Here is a 19,689-nt window from a genome sequence, read left to right on the forward strand (position 1 = left end):
GTCCGGGGGCGGCGCCCCCGGCGGCCGGTCCCTGAGGAGCGGAAAAAAATCCTTGGCATTGGCCGGAGGAAGGGGACATATCCCACATCGGGAGGGCGAGGGAGAACAGCACAACATGGCACGACCGGAACCGCGGCCATCGCCGCCAGTCTCTGACGAGGTGCGGCGCACCACCTGCTACATGTGCGCCTGCCGCTGCGGGATCAACGTGCATATGCAGAACGGGCAGGTCAAATACATCGAAGGCAACCGCGACCACCCGGTCAACCGCGGCGTCCTCTGCGCCAAGGGCTCGGCGGGGATCATGCAGCATCTCTCGCCGGCGCGGCTGCGCGCGCCGCTCAAGCGGGTGGGCCCCCGCGGCTCGGGGGAGTTCGAGGAGATCTCCTGGGACGAGGCCTATGAAATCGCCACGGGCTGGCTGAAGCCGCTGCGCGAGAACGCGCCCGAGAAGCTCGCCTTCTTCACCGGCCGCGACCAGTCCCAGTCCTTCACCGGCTACTGGGCGCAGGCTTTCGGCACGCCCAACTACGCCGCCCATGGCGGCTTCTGCTCGGTCAACATGGCCGCGGCCGGCATCTACACGCTGGGCGGGGCGTTCTGGGAATTCGGTCAGCCGGACTGGGAGCGCACCAAGCTCCTCGTGCTGTTCGGCGTCGCCGAGGACCATGACTCGAACCCGATCAAGATCGGCATCGGCCAGCTCAAGGCGCGCGGCGCCAAGGTGATCGGGGTCAACCCCATCCGCTCGGGCTACAATGCCGTGGCTGACGAATGGTTCGGCATCACGCCGGGCACGGACGGGCTCTTCATCGGCGCGCTCATCCACGAGCTCCTGCGCGCCGGCAGGATCGATCTCGACTATCTCGCCCGCTACACCAACGCGCCCTTCCTCGTGAATGTCGAGTCGGGCCATGAGGCCGAGGGGTTGTTTCTGCGCGGCGAAGACGGGCACGCTCTGGTGCGCGACCGGCGGACGGGAAGGCTGGTACCCTACGACACGCGCGGCATCCGGCCCGACCTCGCGGCCGACCTCACCCACGATGGCGCGCGGCACCGGGCTGCGCTGACGCTTCTGGCCGAGCGCTACCTCTCAGACAAGTACAGCCCCGCGGCAGTGGCCGAGCGCTGCGGAATTGACGCCGCGCGCATCCGCGCCCTCGCCGCCGAGCTCGCCCGCGTGGCCTTCGAGGAAGAGATCGCGCTCGACCGGCCCTGGACGGACTGGAAGGGCGAGCGGCACGAGAAGATGATCGGCCGGCCGGTGAGCTTTCACGCCATGCGCGGCATCTCGGCCCATTCCAACGGCTTCCAGACGGCCCGCGCCTTGCACATCCTGCAGATCCTCCTGGGCTCGGTCGAGGTGCCGGGGGGCTTCCGCTTCAAGCCGCCATACCCCAAGCCGCCGGAGGCGCATCCGCGCCCGCACGGCCACGCCGCGCCCGGCAAACCGCTTGACGGGCCGCATCTGGGCTATCCGCTGGGGCCTGAGCATCTGCTTGTCGGCGAGGACGGCCGCCCGCTCAGGATCGACAAGGCTTTCACCTGGGAGCACCCGCTCTCGGTGCACGGGCTGATGCACATGGTCATCGCCAATGCCCATGCGGGCGATCCCTACCCGATCGACACGCTGTTTCTCTACATGGCCAACATGGCGTGGAACTCGTCGATGAACACCGCCGAGACCATCGCCATGCTCACCGACCGCGGCGATGATGGCGAATATGTCATCCCGCGCATCATCTATTCCGACGCCTATTCCTCCGAGATGGTCGCCTATGCCGACCTCGTGCTGCCCGACACGACCTATCTGGAGCGCCACGACTGCATCTCGCTTCTCGACCGGCCGATCTGCGAGGCCGATGCCGCCGCCGATGCGATCCGCTGGCCAGTGGTGGAGCCGGACCGGAACGTGAAGGGCTTCCAGACCGTGCTCGTCGAGCTTGGCGCACGGCTGGGCCTGCCCGGTTTCGTCAACGCCGATGGCAGTCCGAAATACCGCGACTATGCCGATTACATCGTCAACCACGAACGCCGCCCCGGCGTCGGCCCCTTGGCGGGCTGGCGCAACCCCGACGGCTCGGGGCAGGGCAGGGGCGCGCCCAACCCCGATCAGCTCGAGCGCTACATCGAGAACGGCGGCTTCTGGATCGCGCACATCCCCGAGGAGGCGCGCTTCTACAAGCCCTGGAACGCCGCCTATCAGGAATGGGCGGTGAAGATCGGGCTCTATGACAGCGCCCAGCCTTACGTCTTCAACCTCTATTCCGAACCCCTGCGCCGCTTCCAGCGCGCCGCCGAGGGCCACGGGCCGATCCAGCCGCCCGAGCATCTGCGCGCGCGCATCCGCACCGCCTTCACGCCGATCCCCGACTGGTATCCGCCCTTCGAAGAGGAGCTCGTGGACGAGGAGGCCTTCCCCTACCACGCGCTCACCCAGCGGCCGATGCACATGTATCACAGCTGGGGCAGCCAGAATGCCTGGCTGAGGCAGATCACCAATGCCCACAAGCTCTACCTGCCCGCCGAGATCTGGGAGGAAAAGGGCTTCGAGGAGGGCGACTGGGCCTGGGTCACCTCCGCGCACGGGCGCATCAAGGTGCCGGTGGGGCGGATGGATGCGCTCAACGGCAAGACCATGTGGACCTGGAACGCCATCGGCAAGCGCCGCGGCACCTGGGCGCTTCACCCCGATGCGCCCGAAGCTGTAAAGGGATTTATTATCAACCATTTGATCGGCGAACTTCTGCCTCCGCGCGGGGACGGCATGCGCTGGGCCAATTCCGATCCGGTCACCGGGCAGGCGGCCTGGTTCGACCTGCGCGTGGCGATCGAAAAGGCGCCGCGGGGCGAGGAGGCCGAGCCCGTCTTCCCCGAAATCGCCTCGCCGGTTGGCCGGGGGCCGGGTATCGTCCGTTTCGGGGAGGCGTTCAAATGACCGACCTGCCGCGCAGCACCGAAAGGAAGCTCGGCCTCGTGATCGATCTCGACACCTGCGTCGGCTGCCATGCCTGCGTGATCTCCTGCAAGGGCTGGAACACCGTCTCGGCCGACAACGCGCCCTTGTCGGACTTCGACGCCTACGGCCCCGATCCGCAGGGCACCTTCCTCAACCGCGTGCACAGCTACGAAGTCACGCCCGAGGAGGGAGGCGCGGCGCAGGTGGTGCATTTTCCCCGCTCCTGCCTGCACTGCGAGGATGCCCCCTGCGTCACCGTCTGCCCCACCGGCGCAAGCTTCAAGCGCGCCGAGGACGGCATCGTGCTCGTCAACGAGGATGACTGCATGGGCTGCGGCCTGTGCGCCTGGGCCTGCCCCTATGGCGCGCGCGAGCTCGACCTCGCCGCGGGCGTGATGAAGAAATGCACGCTCTGCATCGACCGCATCTACAACGAGAACCTGCCCGAGGAAGACCGCGTGCCCGCCTGCGTGCGCTCCTGCCCCGCCGGCGCGCGCCATTTCGGCGACCTTGGCGACCCCGACAGCGCCGTCTCGCGGCTGGTGGCCGAACGCGGCGGCATGGAGCTGATGCCCGAATGCGGCACGCGGCCCGTCAACCGCTATCTGCCGCCGCGCCCGCGCGACCGGGCGGTGAAAGGCAGTCTCGAGAACGCCGCCGAAGACAGCGCCCGCCCCTCGGGCTTTCTCGGCTGGCTTGACCGGGCACTGGAGGCGCTCTGATGCATCCCGCCGTTTCCGTCATCCTCTTCACCACGCTCTCGGGGGCGGGCTTCGGCCTCTTCGCCTGGCTTGGCACCGGCCGGCCGCCGGTGACCGGTTGGCCCGCCTTCTGGTTCTACTTCATGGGCTACGGCCTTGCGGTTACAGGGCTTTTCGCTTCCGCCTTCCACCTCGCCAACCCGAAGAACGCGATCAAGGCGTTCAGCCAGTGGCGCTCGAGCTGGCTCTCGCGCGAGGCGGTGCTTTCGGTGGCAACGCTCCTCGTCATCGCCCCTTATGCCATCGGTCGCATCTTCTATGGCGAGAACTGGGCAGCGCTTGGTCTCGCGGGCAGCATCCTCTCCATTCTCACCGTCTTCTCTACCGCGATGATCTACACCCAGCTCAGGACCGTGCCGCGCTGGAACACGCCGCTGACGCCGCTTCTGTTTCTTGCCTACGCCGTGACGGGCGGCGCGATCCTCGCCGGCCAGTCCGAGGCCGCGATCTGGCTTCTCCTCGCCCTTGGCCTCATCCAGCTCGCGCACTGGATGCTCGGCGACAGCCGCTTCGCCGCCGCCGGCCACGACATGGGCACGGCAACGGGGCTCGGCCGCATCGGCCGGGTGCGGCTTCTCGAGCCGCCGCATTCGGGCGGCAACTACCTTCTGCACGAGATGGTCTTCCGTATCGGCCGCCGCCATGCCATGAAGCTGCGCGTGCTCGCCTTCCTCGGCGCCGTGGCGCTGCCTTTGGCAATTCTCCTTGCCTTCGGGGCGGCCCCGGCGGCGACGGCGCTGGCCGCGGCCGTGCATCTTCTCGGCACGCTGGCCTCGCGCTGGCTGTTCTTCGCCGAGGCGCGGCACGTGGTCGGGCTCTATTACGGGCGCTGAGCCGCGCCCGCAGGCAAGAGGGAGAGGCAAGCGATGCAGATCGGCAAGGACACGCCCGCGGTGGTCACGGGAGGCGCAAGCGGGCTTGGCAAGGCCACCGCGGCGGCGCTGGCGCGGGCGGGCGCGCCCGTCACCATTCTCGATCTCGACGCGGAGACCGGCGAGGCCACCGCCGAGGCCATCGGCGCGCGCTTCATCCGCACCGATGTCACTGACCCCGAAAGCATCGCCGCGGCACTTTCCGCCGCCGCCGAGGCCAATGGCGCCCCCCGCATCCACGTCAACTGCGCCGGCATCGGGCCTGCGGCCAAGACCGTCTCGCGCGGCGCGCCGCATGATCCGGCGCTTTTCGAGAAGGTGATCCGCGTCAACCTTCTCGGCAGCTTCTGGGCGGCAAGCCAGTCTGCGGCGCTGATGAGCGCGCTCGATCCCCTGAACGAGGATGGCGAGCGCGGCGTCATCGTTCACACCGCCTCGGTCGCCGCCTTCGAGGGGCAGATCGGCCAGGTGGCCTATGCCACCTCCAAGAGCGGCATCGTCGGCATGACGCTGCCGATGGCGCGCGACCTTGCCGACAAGGGCATCCGGGTGATGACCATCGCGCCCGGCATCTTCCTCACGCCGCTTCTCGCCGGTCTGCCGCAGGAGGTGCAGGTGAGCCTCGGCCAGCAGGTGCCCTTCCCCCGCCGTCTCGGCGACCCCGCTGAATTCGCCGAGCTCGCGCTCGAGATCGTCCGCAACCCGATGCTGAACGGCTCCGTCATCCGGCTCGATGGCGCCATCCGCATGGCACCCAGATAGCGCCCCTCTCTCACCCTGGGTGGCAATACCCCGGGGGTGAATGCCGCGGAGCGGCAGAGGGGGCAGCGCCCCCTGCCACCCCTTGCGGCCTGCGCGCCGGCCGATAGTCTGGGCCGGAAAACCCGCTTTCCCCTGAAGGGCACGTTTCATGAAACGCTCCGAAGTCAACGAGATCATCCGCGAGGCCGCGGATTTCATCCGCGCCCATGGCTTCCTTCTGCCTCCCTTCGCCTTCTGGAGCCCCGACGAGCTCGCCGCCCGCGCGGGCCGCGATAGCGCGCGCATCCGCGACCACCGCCTCGGCTGGGACATCACCGATTACGGGCAGGGCCGCTTCGCCGAGCTTGGCCTCACCCTCTTCACCGTCCGCAACGGGGTAAAGGCGAACATCGCCCGCGGCATGGGCATGCTCTATGCCGAGAAGATCATGATCTCGCGCGAGCACCAGATCAGCCCCATGCACCGGCACGTGCTCAAGACCGAGGACATCATCAACCGCGGCGGCGCGACGCTGGTGCTCGAACTTTTCCACCGCGCCGAGGACGGCTCGATCGACGAGACCGCGCCGGTGCGCGTCTTCTGCGACGGCAGCGAGCGGGTGCTGAAGGGCGGCGAGCATCTGGCGCTTTCGCCCGGCGAGAGCGTCACCCTCGAGCCCGACACGTGGCATGCCTTCTGGGGGGAGGGCGGGCCGGTGCTGATCGGCGAGGTCTCCAACGTCAACGACGATCTCACCGACAACATCTTCCGCGACCCGATCGGCCGCTTCTCCGAGATCGAGGAGGACGAGCCGCCCATCCATCTTCTGGTCAGCGACTATGACCGCTGGCTTGGGTGACACGAGGACACCGATGAGCTACCAGCCGGCCTCCGACCGCTACGACGCCATGAAATACCGCCGCACCGGCCGCTCGGGGCTCGATCTGCCGGTGATCTCGCTGGGGCTGTGGCACAATTTCGGCGAGACAACGCCGCATGAGACCAAGCGCGTCATCTGTCGCACCGCCTTCGATCACGGCATCACCCACTTCGATCTCGCCAACAACTACGGCCCGCCGCCGGGCTCGGCCGAGGAAGCGTTTGGAGAGATCCTGCGCACCGACTTCCGCGGCCTGCGCGACGAGCTCGTCATCTCCTCGAAAGCAGGCTACCGGATGTGGCCGGGCCCTTACGGCGAGTGGGGAAGCCGCAAGTATCTGATCGCCTCCTGCGACGCCTCGCTGAGGCGCATGGGGCTCGATTACGTGGACATCTTCTATTCCCACCGCTTCGACCCCGCCACGCCGCTCGAAGAGACCATGGGCGCGCTCGACCATATCGTGCGCTCGGGCCGTGCGCTCTATGTGGGCATCTCCAGCTACAACTCGCGGCGCACCCGCGAGGCGGTGGCGATTTTGAAGGAGCTTGGCACGCCCTGCCTCATCCATCAGCCGAGCTATTCGATGCTCAACCGCTGGATCGAGCGCGACGGCCTTCTCGACACGCTCGAGGAGCTTGGCATGGGTTGCATCGTCTTCAGCCCGCTTGCCCAGGGCATGCTGACCTCGAAGTATCTCTCCGGCATCCCCGAGGACAGCCGCGCGGCCCGCGGCGGCGCGCTCAGGCCCGAATGGCTCACTGATCGCGCCCTCGAGAAGATCCGCGCGCTTGACGCCATCGCCCGCCGCCGGGGGCAGACGCTTGCCCAGATGGCCATTGCCTGGGCGCTGCGTGACGGGCGGGTGACAAGCGCGCTCATCGGTGCCTCGCGGCCCGAACAGGTGATCGACTGCGCCGGCGCCATCGCCAACCTCGACTTCAGCGCCGAGGAGCTTGCCGAGATCGATGCCCTCGCCACCGATGAGTCGATCAACATCTGGGCCCGCTCGGCAGAACTGGAAGGGCCCGAACGGATCCGATGAAGCGCCTTGCCGCGATTCTTGCCGCGCTGCTCGTGCTCGCGCCCATCGCCGGGGCAGGGGAGCTGCCCGCCCCGGTGACCGACGCCGACTACCTGTCCGTGAACATGGATGAGGCGCGGCTCGGCCAGCTCCTCTTCTACGACCCGATCCTTTCGGGCAACCGCAACATCTCCTGCGCCACCTGCCACCACCCGCGCTTTGCCACCTCCGACGGGCTGTCACTCGGCATCGGGGAGGGCGGCATCGGGCTTGGGCCCGCGCGCAGGCCTGACCCCGCGAACCTCCCCGAGCAGCGCATCCCCCGCAACTCCACCGCGCTCTTCAATCTCGGCGCGCGCGAATTCACCCGCCTCTTTCACGACGGCCGCATCGAGGCCGACGCGGCCCGGCCGGGCGGGATCCGCACGCCGCTCGACGAGGACATGACGCTGGGCTTCTCCGGCGTCCTTGCGGCGCAGACGATGTTCCCCGTCCTCAGCCAGGACGAGATGGCCGGCCACTATGGCGAGAACGATGTCTCGAAGCTGGTGCGCCAGGGGCGCATCACCGGCCCCGGCGGCGCGTGGGAGAGGATCGCGGGGCGGGTGGCGGCGATCCCGGCCTATCGCGAGATGTTCGCCGCCGCCATGCCCGAGACCGCTGCGCGCGGCATCGCCTTCACCGACATCGCCAATGCCATCGCCGCCTTCATCGCCTTCGAGTGGCGCTCCGATGACAGCCCCTTTGACGCCTTCCTGCGCGGGGAAGGGGAGCTTGCGCCCGCCGCGCGGCGGGGCATGGAGCTGTTCTACGGGGAGGCGGGTTGCGCGCGCTGTCACTCCGGCAAGTTCCAGACCGATCACGAGTTTCACGCCATGGGCGTGCCGCAGATCGGCCCCGGCAAGGCCGCGCGCTTCGAGACCCACGCCCGCGACGAGGGCCGGCTGAGGGTGACGGGCCGGCCCGAAGATGCCTATGCCTTCCGCACCCCGAGCCTGCGCAACGCCACGCGGACCGGTCCCTACGGCCATGATGGCGCCTATCGCGATCTGCGCGCCTTTCTCAAGGCGCACCTTGACCCGGCGAATGCTCCCGCGCGCTATGACCGCGCTCAGGCGGTTTTGCCTGAACTGCCCGGCGCGCAGGATTGGCGCGCTCTCGACGATCCCGCCGAGCTGGCCCGCATCAGCGCCGCCGCGTCGCGCCAGCCTGCCGTGCGGCTTTCCCCGGCGGCCGTTGACGACTTGCTCGCCTTCCTCGCGGCGCTTGAGGATCCGGTGGTGCTTGGAGGCAGGCTCGGCATTCCCGCCGGTGTTCCGAGCGGGCTGCCGGTGGAGCGTTGAGCGGGCAAAGCGGTGCGGGGCATGCGCATTTTGCCCATTGTAATCGCCGCGTGAACGCCCTTATGTTGTGGCGCAAGGGCGCGCATATCGCGAAATGCGTGCGTGTCCATGGGAATTTCGCTGTTTTGGTGTCCCCACGGCCGACAACGGCCGGAAACATCGGAACAGGACGGAAAGCGGCCCAAAGGGGCCGGTGACAGTCCCGGAGCGCATTTCAATCGCGGCCGGGTGAGAGGGGTGCAGCGCCCGAGCGCTGTGCCAAGGTAGAGATGCGATGAGGCGTGCGACGCGCAGGATTGTCAGCTTCGGGCCGGGACCGGCTCCCGCTGGCACGCGCGCGCCCCGAATTGCCCAGGACGGACTCCATCCATCGCGCCTTGCCCTGCCGGGGCAGCGGCGCCGTCATGGATGGCGAGAGACAGCATGGCCAAGAAGATGCTCATTGACGCCACCCACGCGGAGGAAACTCGCGTCGTGGTGGTGGACGGAAACAGGGTCGAGGAATTCGACTTCGAGTCGGAAAACCGCCGGCAGATCGCCGGCAACATCTATCTCGCCAAGGTAACGCGGGTCGAGCCCTCGTTGCAGGCGGCTTTCGTCGACTATGGCGGCAACCGCCATGGCTTCCTGGCTTTCTCGGAGATCCACCCGGACTACTACCAGATCCCGGTGGCCGACCGGAAAGCGCTTCTGGAAGAGGAGGAACGGCTGGCCGAGGCCGAAGAGGACGAGGCCGAGGAAAAGCCGCGCGCCCGCCGGTCCCGCTCGCGCAGCCGTTCGCGCAGCCGCGCAAAGAAGGTCGAGGCCGGTCAGGACGCCGTCGAGACCGCCGAGCTTGCCAGCGCCGAGATTCCGGGCATGGAGGTGCTCGACACCGAAGAGGAAGGCGAGGCGGACGCGCCGCAGCCCGATGACGGCCTGGCTGAGGAAGGCGAGGCGAAGCCGTATGTGGCCGCCGAACACGCGGCCGAGACCGACCCCGAGGTCGAATCGGTCGCCGAGGAGGACGTTCAGGAGGAGATCCGCCAGCCGCGCCGGGTGCGGCCCCGCCGCTACAAGATCCAGGAGGTCATCAAGGTCCGGCAGATCATGCTGGTGCAGGTGGTCAAGGAGGAGCGCGGCAACAAGGGCGCGGCACTGACCACCTATCTCAGCCTGCCGGGGCGCTACTGCGTGCTCATGCCCAATACCGCCCGCGGCGGCGGCATCAGCCGCAAGATCACCAACGCAGCGGATCGCAAGAGACTCAAGCAGATAGCGGCGGAACTTGATGTGCCGAAGGGTGCGGGGCTGATCATCCGCACTGCCGGCGCCAAGCGCACCAAGGCGGAGATCAAGCGCGACTACGAGTATCTCAAGCGGCTGTGGGAGCAGATCCGCGAGCTCACCCTGAAGTCGCGGGCTCCGGCGAAGATCTACGAAGAGGGCGATCTCATCAAGCGGGCGATCCGCGATCTCTACAGCCGGGAGATCGAGGAGGTGCTCGTCGAGGGCGAGAAGGGCTACCGGACGGCCAAGGACTTCATGAAGATGATCATGCCGTCCCACGCCAAGAACGTGAAGCTCTACGACGACCCGATGCCGCTCTTCGCCCGCTACGGGGTCGAGAGCTACCTCGCCTCGATGTTCAACCCGGTCGTGCAGCTTCCCTCGGGGGGCTACATCGTCATCGGGGTGACCGAGGCACTGGTGGCCATCGACGTCAACTCGGGCCGCGCCACGAAGAAGGGCTCGATCGAGGAGACGGCGCTTCAGACCAACCTCGAGGCGGCGGAAGAAATCGCCCGCCAGCTCAGGTTGCGCGACCTGGCCGGGCTCATCGTGATCGACTTCATCGACATGGAGGAGCGCAAGAACAACGCCGCCGTCGAGAAGCGCTTCAAGGAAAAGCTCAAGACCGATCGCGCACGCATCCAGGTGGGCCGGATCTCGGCCTTCGGGCTTCTGGAGATGAGCCGCCAACGGCTCCGTCCGGGCATGCTCGAGGCCTCCACCCAGCCCTGCCCGGCCTGCCATGGCACGGGGCTCATCCGCTCCGACGACAGCCTTGCGCTCTCGATCCTGCGTCAGATCGAGGAGGAGGGTGTGCGCCGCCGCTCGGCGGAGGTGCTGATCAAGGCGCCGGTGGCGATCGTGAACTATCTCGTCAACAACAAGCGCGAGCACATCGCCCGCATCGAGGAGCGCTATGGGCTTGCGGTCAGGATCGAGGCCGACCCCTTCCTGATCCCGCCCGAGTTCTCGATGGAGAAGTTCAAGACCTCCACCCGCGCGCTGCCGGAGCCGCAAAAGCCGGTGGTCTCGGTCGATGCATCGCTGATGCCCGAGCTCGAGGAGGCCGAGACGGTCGACAGCGAGGCCGGACAGGACGCGCAGCAGGCGCAGCAGGGCGGCAAGAAGAAGCGCCGTCGTCGGCGCCGCAAGCGCGGCGGCGGGGGCGAGGCGCAGGCCGCCGAGGCGCAGGTGACCGAAGCCCAGGAGTCCGAAGCCGGTAAGGACGAGGCTGCGGAGGCGGAGGTTGCCGAGGCCGCCCAGGGCGAGGCGGAAAAGCCTGCAGAGGAGGCGGTGATCGCGGCGGCCCCGGAGGCAGAGGCGCAGGCCCCGGCCGAAGAGGCCGAGGAAAAGCCCAAGCGCAAGCGCACGCGCAGCCGCAGGAAGAAGGCAGAGCTTGAGCAGCCGGAAACGGGCGAGGCTGTGGAGCCGGCCTCCGAGGCGGTTGCGACCGAGGCCGTCGCCGAGGTGGCCGCGGCCGAGACGGAAGCGGAAGCGAAGGGCGAGGCCCCCGCGGCAGACGCGCCGGAGGTGCCGGCTGCGGAGAAACCCAAGCGCAGGCGCGCACGCAGCCGCAAGAGCAAGGCGGAAGCGGCGGAGACTGCCGAGCCGGTCGAGGCATCTGCGGCGCCTGAGGAGGAATCAGAGTCCTCCCAGCCCGTCGAGGAAGCCGCCGCACCGGCGCCAGCCGATGCCGAAGCGCAGGTGGCCGCAGTCGCGACTGAGGCGCCTGAGCCCGCCGCGCCCGCCGCCGCTGCAGCTGCGGCAGAGAAAGCCCAAGACCGCGTCGAAGCCGTAGCGGAAAGGGCCGAATCCGAGGCGCCCACGGCCGAGCCCGCGACCGTCCAGCCGGTTGCAGCCGGGGATGTGGCTGAAGAGGCTCCGCCTTCGGCCCCCGAGGCCGAGAAGCGGCCGCGCCGGCGGGGGTGGTGGTCGCTCGGGGGGCGCTGAGTCTGCCGGCCCCACAGACATGTGACCGCCCGTCGCCGTGACGGGCGGTCGTTTTATGCCTAGATAGGTCGGGCGTCGGGGCCGAGGGCAGGGCGGAGAAGACATTTCATGTTCGGAATCGAGATCGTCGATGCGGCGCTGATCCCGGCGATGCTGGTGGCGCTGGTGGCGGGCTTTCTGTCCTTCATCAGCCCGTGCGTCCTTCCCATCGTGCCGCCCTATCTGGCCTACATGAGCGGCATCAGCATCTCCCAGATGCAGGGTGGGGGGCGCGGCGCGCGCAACCGGGTGCTCCTGTCGGCGCTCTTCTTCGTGCTCGGCCTCTCGACGGTGTTCCTCTTCCTCGGCTTCACGGCGTCGGCCTTCGGCCGTTTCTTTCTGCAAAACCAGGAGTGGTTCAACATCGCCGCCGGCCTCGTGGTGATGGTCTTCGGCGCGCATTTCATCGGCGTCTTCCGCATCTCGCTCCTCGACCGCGAGCTCAGGATGGAAGCGGGCGATCGCGGCGGCTCGGCCATCGGCGCCTATCTTCTCGGCCTTGCCTTCGCCTTCGGCTGGACGCCCTGCATCGGCCCGCAGCTTGGCGCGATCCTCTCGCTTGCCGCCACGGAGGCGAGCCTCTCGCGGGGCACGGTGCTGCTCGGCACCTATGCGCTGGGGCTCGGCGTGCCCTTCCTGCTCGTCGCGGCCTTCTTTCCGCGCCTCACGGGGCTCATGGCGTGGATGAAGCGGCACATGGACCGGATCGAGAAGATCATGGGGCTTCTGCTCTGGACGGTCGGGCTGATGATGCTGACGGGGCAGTTCTCGGCCTTCTCCTTCTGGCTTCTCGAGACCTTCCCGGCCTTGTCGGCGATCGGCTGAGCGGGCAAAGTTTCGCCGGAATTGCCTGCTAGTCTGGCCGAGAGGCGAGGCAGGCGAGAGACGGCGAGGGCATGGGCGTTGCCGCACGAAGAGCCGTGAGCAAAGCCCCGCGCGCGCAGGTGGCGCGGCGGCGGGTGTTCTATGTGCCGGGCTTTGACCCGATCCATCCGCGCCGATACCGCGAGCTCTACCGCAAGGAAGCCAGAAGGCAGGCGGCAATCTCGGGCTACGAGATCGCGCTGAGTGCCCGGCAGGGCGGGGGGCGCTACGGCTGGCATGTGGAAGCCGCGATCGAGGGCGCGCATGTCACGGCCGATGTCGAGGTGCTCTACTGGGCCGACATCGTGCGCGAGTCGATGGAAGCGGGCATTCCCGGCACCTATGCCCAGCTTGCCCGCACCGCCTGGACCTACATCGCCTCGGGCGCCCTCTCGCGCCTCGTGCGGCTGAGGAAGGGGCCGGTGATCGCCGCCTTCTACCCCGTGGCGATGCTGCTCGCGCAGCTTCTGCTGGCGCTGGGCCTCGGGGCAGGCATCGGCTGGACCGTGGCCGTGCTCGTCCACCCGCTCCTCGGCGCGCTGGCCGCGCTGGCGGTGATCTGGGCGGTGCTCGTCTGGTTCCGCCGCCACGACAACAGGCTTTACGCCTATTACCTGATGCACGACTACGCCTTCGCCGCGCGCTGGGGCGGGGCGAACCCGCCCGCGCTCGAGGCGCGGCTTGCCGAATTTGCCGATGCGGTGGCCGAGGCGCTCGCCGACCCGGAGACCGACGAGGTGCTGGTGGTGGGGCATTCCTCGGGGGCGCATCTGGCGATCTCTCTGGTGGCCGATCTGATCCGATCGGGCCGCGTGCCTGTGGGTGGCCCGGCGCTCAGCCTTCTAACACTGGGGCAGGTGGTGCCGATGATGTCCTTCCTGCCGAAGGCCGAGCGGCTCAGGCGCGATCTCAACTTCCTCTCCCGGCGCGAGGAGATCGCTTGGGTCGATGTCAGCGCGCCCGGCGATGGCTGCACTTTCGCGCTCTGTGACCCGGTCGCCGTCTCGGGCGTGGCGCCGGCCGACCAGCGCTGGCCGCTGGTCATCTCGGCGGCCTTCACGAAGACGCTCAGGCCCGAGACGTGGAAGCGCCTGCGCTGGCGCTTCTTCCGGCTGCACTTCCAGTATCTCTGCGCCTTCGACCGGCCGGGCGACTACGACTATTTCCGCATCACCGCGGGCCCGCTCACCCTTGCCGCGCGCTTTGCCGGCCGCCAGCCGTCACGAAGCCGCATCACCCGAGCCGTCTCCCGCTACACCTCGATGGCCGCATGATCCCGCCAAAGCCCGCCCCGCGCGCCGAGGAGCGCGTCTCGCTCCTGAAATACCTCCGCCTTTTCCGCGCCGACATCCTCTCGGCCCAGCCCGCCCGGCTGTACCGCGCCTGGATGGCCGAGTTCCGCACGCCCTTCTTCCGCTCCTATCTCGTCAATGACCCCGCGCTCCTGCGCCTCGTGCTGCGCGAGCGGCCGATGGACTTTCCCAAATCGGGACGCGTGAGCGAGGGGCTGCGCCCGCTTCTGGGCAATTCGGTGTTCCTGACCAACGGCGCGGAGTGGCAGCGCCAGCGGCGCATCATCGATCCCGCCTTCGAGGGCGGGCGGCTGAAGGATACCTTCCCGGCGATGCTGGCCGCGGCCGAGGCGGCGGTGGCGCGGCTCGGCGCGCGCGCGGGCGGGGTGGTCGAGGTGGAGGAGGAGATGAGCCACGCGGCGGCGGATGTGATCTTCCGCACGCTGTTCTCCATCCCCATCGAGCACGAGATCGCGCGCGAGGTCTTCCATCAGTTCCGCGCCTATCAGCGCAGCCAGCCGATCCTGAATCTCGCCGCCTTCCTGCCTCTGCCGCGCTGGTTTCCACGCGGGCACCGGCGCCGCACCCGCGCCACCGCGCGCGCGATCCGGGCGCTGATCACCCGGCTGACGGAAGAGCGCGCCGCAGAGATCGCCGCCGGCCGCGCGCCCGATGATCTGGCCACCAAGATCATGACCACCGCCGACCCCGAGACGGGCGAGACCTTCAGCCCCGCCGAGATGGTCGATCAGGTGGCGATCTTCTTTCTGGCCGGGCACGAGACCTCGGCCTCGGCGCTCGCCTGGGCTCTTTACATGCTGGCGCTCTTTCCCAAGGTGCAGGAGCGGCTGGCCGAAGAGGCGGCGGCGCTTCCCGAGCGGCCCGTAATGTCGGACATCGCCGGCCTGAAATTTGCCCGCGACGTCTTTCGCGAGACGCTGAGGCTCTACCCGCCGGTGCCGATGATGGTGCGCGAGACAACCTGCCCCGAGGATTTCCGGGGCCGCGACGTGCCCCCCGGCGCGCAGGTGGTGTTGAGCCCGTGGCATCTGCACCGGCACGAGCGGCTGTGGGAGCGGCCTGACGAATTCGACCCCGACCGCTTTGCCGGCGAGAACGGCCGGGCCTGCCTGCGCCAGGCCTACATGCCATTCTCGGCGGGCCCGCGCGTGTGCACGGGTGCGGGTTTTGCCATGATCGAGGGGCCGCTCATGCTGGCGATGCTCGCGCGCGCCTTCCGCTTCGAGACGGTGGAAGGTGAGGAGCCGGTGCCGGTGGCCTATCTCACCGTGCGCGCCCGCGACGGCATCCGTCTGAGGCTTGAGCGGCGTTGAGCCGGACGCCGCTTGCGCGGCGTGCCTTCGGCGAGGGTATTTGCACCAGGGTGATGGGGGCTTGGGTGCGCGTTTCAGTCGCGCCGGAGCTCGGGAGGGAGGCGGTCGACATAGGCCGCGGGCAGGTCTTCGGGCACCTCCTTGCGGCGGACAAGCTCGTCAAGGAGGTAGAGCACCAGATCGTGGCTCTCGAACACCGCCGCCGCGAGGATGGCGAGGTGCATCAACTCCTCGGAGCCGAAGCTTTCGGGCGCGCCGAGGTTGCGGATGTAAACGGCGTCTCCGTCGATGAGCTGGTTGCGGTGGACGGAGCGCCTCAGCCGGCCGATCTGCGAGGAGGGGATGACCTTCTGCTTGGTGAAGAGAAACTTGTGCAGGACGAAGCCCTGCAGGCGCAGCTCCTCATCGACCCCGCCGAGCATGGGCTCGCCCCGGTAGAGTGGGAAGAAGCGAACCTCGGGGATCACTGCCAAGGAGCGGCAGAGCTTGCGGCGCGCGCCGCGGAACACGTCCACCTCGCCGCCCTGGATGTCGATCTTGAGGAGCTCGAAGCCCTCGATCTCGTCAATCTCGTCGAGGGTGACGGTCTTGAGCCGCACGCGCTCGACCACCCGGATGTTGCGCTTCGAGCGGCCAAGAAAGCGGATGGCGGCGGTGTCGGGCTCGTAGAGGGAGGTCAGCCCGCTGTCGGCGCAGATGTTGAGCTGGGCGTACCCTCCGCGGCCGACGGCATGGGGGAAGTAGGTCTCGAAGGCCGAAGCGGTGGATTGCAACTCCTCCAGCGCCGCCGGCTGCGGTTCGAAGCCGTAGACATGGCAGGCCCCGCGCGCGAGCAGCTCGGCATAGGGGGGCGGGCTCAGGGGATTTGCGCCCACATCGACGATGCGCGTGGGGTGTGAAAGCGAAAATTCCTCGAGGAGAATGTCATAGGCGCGGGGCTCGAGCCCCGCAATGGACGTATCGCGCATCTTGCTGCCTGCCTCTTTGTCGTTTTGTTCCAGCCTAGCGAAAGCCGGGCGTCGTGGCAAATTCCGTTGCCCGGGGCGGCCTTCAGCGCCAGGCTTCGCGCAGCGCCCACGCGCGGCGCTCGCGGAACTCCGGCAATTCCATCAGGGCCTCGGCACGGGCAAGGTGCGCGTCGCAGGCGGCGCGGTGCAATGCCATCAGCTCGTGGTCTTCCTCGAAGCGGCGGTGATAATCGCGCGCAAGGCGGATGCCGCGCGAGAGGTCGGAGGTGGTTTCGGCATTCCAGTTGCGCTGGCGCCAGTAGCGCTGGCCCACCCGCTTGCCCTTCACCACCACATCGCCGCGGAACATCTTGATGAGATAGCTGTCAAGCGAGCGCAGCGCGAAGTGCTCGAGCGAGACGAGGCCGTAGCGGCCCCGGCAGTCGCAGCCGTTTTTTTCGGGGTCTTCCAGAAAGTCGCGGATGGGCCTGCCCGAGCCGTCGAGCCAGACCGGATCGGGCCAGTCGGGGTCAAGGTCGGGGCGATGATTGCGAATCTTCCTGACCGCGGGCGACAGGCGCACGATCGACTTCACGCCGACGTGCGCGCGACGACGGCCCGGCATCTCGGAGGCATGCCCGGGAAACTGCTCGGTGACCCAGCCGGGCTCGAAATGCTCCCGCCGGTTGCAGCCGTGGTTGATCTCGCTCACTGACATCACGTCGAAGCGGTCGACGGCCGCAAAGAGATCGGCAAAGCGGCCTTCGCCCACGCGGATGTTGAAGAACTCATCCACGTCCGAGGAGATGAAGAAATCCGCCTCGCGGAAGGCGCGCAGATGCTCCGTGTAAGCCAGCGCCACCGGCTGGAAGTTGGTCGCACCCGTGGCAAGGGCCGGGTTGGGCAGGTGAGTGAGTTCGCCCATCTCCTGCAGCCGGTCGAGGATGCGGTCGGTGCCGTCGCTGCAATCGTTGGTGTAGACGACCACATCCGTCACCCCGATCGCCTTGTGCCAGGCGAGCCATTCGAGGATGAAGGGGCCCTCGTCCTTCATGCAGGTGGCCAGAAGGATGCGCGGATTGCGCGGCGGCCAGGGCTCAGTTGCTGCCCTCCGCAGGGCGGGCCTGGCAGGCCTGTGCGGGGGTGAGGGCGGCGTCGCGGACGGGGCGAGCGCCCAAGCTTCGGCGCCCTCGCGCGCAAAGACGACCACCGAGGAGGGTTTCTTCTGCGGCACTGCCTTCAGCCCGGCCTTCTCGAGAGCCGCCCGCACGCGCGCCGCGCCCTCCTCGCCATAGACCTTCGGGTGGAGCTCCATCACCACCTGCCGCACGCCGGAGAGATCGACCTCGTCAAACAGGCCGAGCTCGCCGCCCTCGATGTCGCAGCAGATGACTGTGGGCCGGGCCTCCTTCATCAGCCGCGTGATGGGGATGGTCCCGACCTCGGCCACGTCTTCGTAGGGGCGCGAGTCGGGCTCCATCGAGGAGGCCCAGAAATCGCGGCGCAGGTAGAATTTCGCCTTGCTCTTCCTTTTTCCGCCGCTCACCACGGCGTTGAGGAGCGTGGCGTTGGTCACGCCATTGAGCGCCCAGGTCTCGCCGATGAGGCCGATGAGCCCGGGATTCGCTTCGACCGCGGTAACGTGGCCGGCGGATGCCGTACGCGCGGCAATTGCGCTGGCAAGCCCGACGCCCGCGCCAAGATCGAGTACGCGGTCGTCCTCGCGCAGGATGTCCTCAAGAAGCGCGCATTCGCCCGACTCGTAGCGGCCCTTGCGCATCGGCCGCTCGATCTTCGGGGTGATGATCGAGGGCACGAACGGGATGTCGATGCCGCGGCAGCTGATGACCTCCTCATAGGGGGGGCAGGCCGCTTGCGGCGTGGCCGGTGCCTCTCTGGGCATACTGCTCGATGACGGGGCCATGTTCTTCTCTCCCCTTGCCGGGCAGACTATCCGCACCCGCGCGGCCCCGGTCAACACCCGGCTGCGGCGAACCGTGCGCGATGGCGTATTCGCGCAACGCGGCTCAGGCGAGCTCGCCCTCGGACGTGATGCGCCGCGCGCCGCCCAAGAAGGGTGCGAGCGCCTCGGGCAGGGTGACCGAGCCGTCGGCTTCCTGGCCGTTCTCCAGCACCGCGATCAGCGTGCGCCCCACGGCAAGGCCCGAGCCATTGAGCGTGTGCACATATTCGGGCTTGCCGCCGCCCGCGGGGCGGAAGCGCGCGTTCATCCGCCGCGCCTGGAAGTCGCCGCAGGTGGAGACCGAGCTGATCTCGCGGTATTTGCCCTGGCCGGGCAGCCAGACCTCGATGTCATGGGTGCGGCGGGCGGAAAAGCCCATGTCGCCGGTGCACAGGATCACCGTGCGATAGGGCAGGCCGAGCTTTTCGAGAACGACCTCCGCGCAGCGGGTCATGCGCTGGTGCTCGGCGTCGCTTTCCTCGGGGTGGGTGATCGAGACCATCTCCACCTTCTCGAACTGGTGCTGGCGCAACATGCCGCGCACGTCCTTGCCCGCCGAGCCCGCCTCGGAGCGGAAGCACTGGGTATGGGCGACATAGCGGCGCGGCAGATAGCCTTCCTCGACGATGCAGCCGTTGACGATGTTGGTCAGCGTCACCTCGGCGGTGGGGATGAGCCACCAGCCGTCGCGCGTCTGGTAGCTGTCCTCGCCGAACTTGGGCAGCTGCCCGGTGCCGAACATCATCTCCTCGCGCACCAGAACCGGCGTCCATGTCTCGGTGAGGCCATGCTCGGCGATGTGCGTCTCCAGCATGAACTGCGCGAGCGCGCGGTGCACGCGGGCGATCGCCCCCGACATCACCACAAAGCGCGCGCCCGAGAGCTTGGCCGCGGTCTCGAAGTCGAGCCCCTGCTGCGCGGCCGGAATCTCGAAATGCTCCTTCGGCTCGAAGTCGAAGGCGCGCGGCTCGCCCCAGCGGCGGATCTCGACATTGTCGTTCTCGTCGGCCCCGTCCGGCACATCCGGCGCCGGCAGGTTCGGCAGCTCGGCGAGCATGTCGCGCAGCCGCTGGTCGAGCGCCTTGGCCTCCTCCTCGAGCTGCGCGATCTCCTCCTTGCGGGCGGCGACAAGCGCGCGCAGCCGCTCGAACTCCGCCTCATCGCCACGCGCCTTGGCGGCACCGATCTCCTTGGAGGCGGCGTTGCGCTCGGCGAGGAGCCTCTCGGCCTCCGTGATCTTCGCCCGCCGCTCCGCGTCGAGCGCCAGGATCGCCGGCGACTGCGGCGGCAGCCCGCGGCGGGCGAGCGCGGCGTCGAACTCCTCAGGGTGCTCGCGGATGAAGCGGATGTCATGCATGGGGCGCGCCTCACGAAACAATATTGTTCCGCGCGGATGTGCCAGAAGGCAGGCAAGGCGTCAACGCGCGGCAGAGGGCGCGTGCTCCCATCCA

Annotated in this window: 14 protein-coding genes; 11 read left to right on the forward strand and 3 right to left on the reverse strand. The window is 68.4% G+C overall.

Translation table 11 applies throughout. The features are described from left to right. Positions 1–115 precede the first annotated feature (115 nt). The 11 genes from BLQ14_RS06625 to BLQ14_RS06675 all read left to right on the forward strand — a co-directional run bounded on the left by BLQ14_RS06625 (position 116) and on the right by BLQ14_RS06675 (position 15,328). Positions 116–2,938 (forward strand): molybdopterin-dependent oxidoreductase, encoded by a 2,823-nt coding sequence (locus BLQ14_RS06625; RefSeq protein WP_092499366.1) that lies wholly within the window; start codon positions 116–118, stop codon positions 2,936–2,938. Next, a complete protein-coding gene (locus tag BLQ14_RS06630) occupies positions 2,935–3,681 on the forward strand; it encodes a 4Fe-4S dicluster domain-containing protein (protein WP_092499368.1) in 747 nt (248 codons plus the stop codon). The genes BLQ14_RS06625 and BLQ14_RS06630 overlap by 4 nt, the downstream gene beginning before the upstream one ends. After that, complete coding sequence (locus tag BLQ14_RS06635) at positions 3,681–4,553, forward strand: dimethyl sulfoxide reductase anchor subunit family protein (RefSeq protein ID WP_092499371.1); 873 nt, start codon at positions 3,681–3,683, stop codon at positions 4,551–4,553. Before BLQ14_RS06630 ends, BLQ14_RS06635 begins: the two co-directional genes overlap by 1 nt. A 33-nt stretch (positions 4,554–4,586) precedes the next feature. After that, a complete protein-coding gene (locus BLQ14_RS06640; RefSeq protein WP_092499373.1) occupies positions 4,587–5,354 on the forward strand; it encodes an SDR family NAD(P)-dependent oxidoreductase in 768 nt (255 codons plus the stop codon). Between the two features lie 148 nt (positions 5,355–5,502). Next, positions 5,503–6,192, forward strand: coding sequence for a D-lyxose/D-mannose family sugar isomerase (locus BLQ14_RS06645; RefSeq protein WP_092499375.1), 690 nt, complete (start codon positions 5,503–5,505; stop codon positions 6,190–6,192). A 13-nt stretch (positions 6,193–6,205) separates the two neighbouring features. Beyond that, on the forward strand, positions 6,206–7,255 hold the full coding sequence (gene mgrA, locus BLQ14_RS06650) for an L-glyceraldehyde 3-phosphate reductase (protein ID WP_092499377.1): 1,050 nt from the start codon (positions 6,206–6,208) through the stop codon (positions 7,253–7,255). Next, the gene (locus BLQ14_RS06655; RefSeq protein WP_092499379.1) at positions 7,252–8,577 is read left to right on the forward strand and encodes a cytochrome-c peroxidase; all 1,326 of its coding nucleotides are present in this window, start codon (positions 7,252–7,254) and stop codon (positions 8,575–8,577) included. The genes mgrA and BLQ14_RS06655 overlap by 4 nt, the downstream gene beginning before the upstream one ends. 423 nt (positions 8,578–9,000) lie before the next feature. Further along, complete coding sequence (locus BLQ14_RS06660; RefSeq protein ID WP_092499381.1) at positions 9,001–11,799, forward strand: Rne/Rng family ribonuclease; 2,799 nt, start codon at positions 9,001–9,003, stop codon at positions 11,797–11,799. A gap of 108 nt (positions 11,800–11,907) precedes the next feature. Further along, entirely contained in the window at positions 11,908–12,663 is a 756-nt protein-coding gene (locus BLQ14_RS06665) for a cytochrome c biogenesis CcdA family protein (RefSeq protein WP_092499383.1), read from the forward strand. A gap of 71 nt (positions 12,664–12,734) precedes the next feature. Beyond that, positions 12,735–13,976 (forward strand): hypothetical protein, encoded by a 1,242-nt coding sequence (locus tag BLQ14_RS06670; RefSeq protein ID WP_092499384.1) that lies wholly within the window; start codon positions 12,735–12,737, stop codon positions 13,974–13,976. Beyond that, positions 13,973–15,328: a cytochrome P450 gene (locus BLQ14_RS06675; protein WP_092499386.1), complete on the forward strand. Its 1,356-nt coding sequence runs from the start codon at positions 13,973–13,975 to the stop codon at positions 15,326–15,328. The genes BLQ14_RS06670 and BLQ14_RS06675 overlap by 4 nt, the downstream gene beginning before the upstream one ends. 74 nt (positions 15,329–15,402) lie before the next feature. Here the strand turns inward: BLQ14_RS06675 and BLQ14_RS06680 are convergent, their stop codons facing one another. The 3 genes from BLQ14_RS06680 to serS all read right to left on the reverse strand — a co-directional run bounded on the left by BLQ14_RS06680 (position 15,403) and on the right by serS (position 19,595). Further along, positions 15,403–16,296 (reverse strand): FkbM family methyltransferase, encoded by an 894-nt coding sequence (locus BLQ14_RS06680; protein WP_092499388.1) that lies wholly within the window; start codon positions 16,294–16,296, stop codon positions 15,403–15,405. Positions 16,297–16,378: 82 nt separating this feature from the next. Further along, positions 16,379–18,178: an FkbM family methyltransferase gene (locus BLQ14_RS06685; protein WP_170068398.1), complete on the reverse strand. Its 1,800-nt coding sequence runs from the start codon at positions 18,176–18,178 to the stop codon at positions 16,379–16,381. A gap of 124 nt (positions 18,179–18,302) precedes the next feature. Then, positions 18,303–19,595: a serine--tRNA ligase gene (gene serS / locus BLQ14_RS06690; protein ID WP_092499392.1), complete on the reverse strand. Its 1,293-nt coding sequence runs from the start codon at positions 19,593–19,595 to the stop codon at positions 18,303–18,305. Positions 19,596–19,689: the final 94 nt, after the last annotated feature.

The organism is Meinhardsimonia xiamenensis (genome assembly GCF_900102905.1).
In the GTDB taxonomy this organism is placed as follows: domain Bacteria; phylum Pseudomonadota; class Alphaproteobacteria; order Rhodobacterales; family Rhodobacteraceae; genus Meinhardsimonia; species Meinhardsimonia xiamenensis.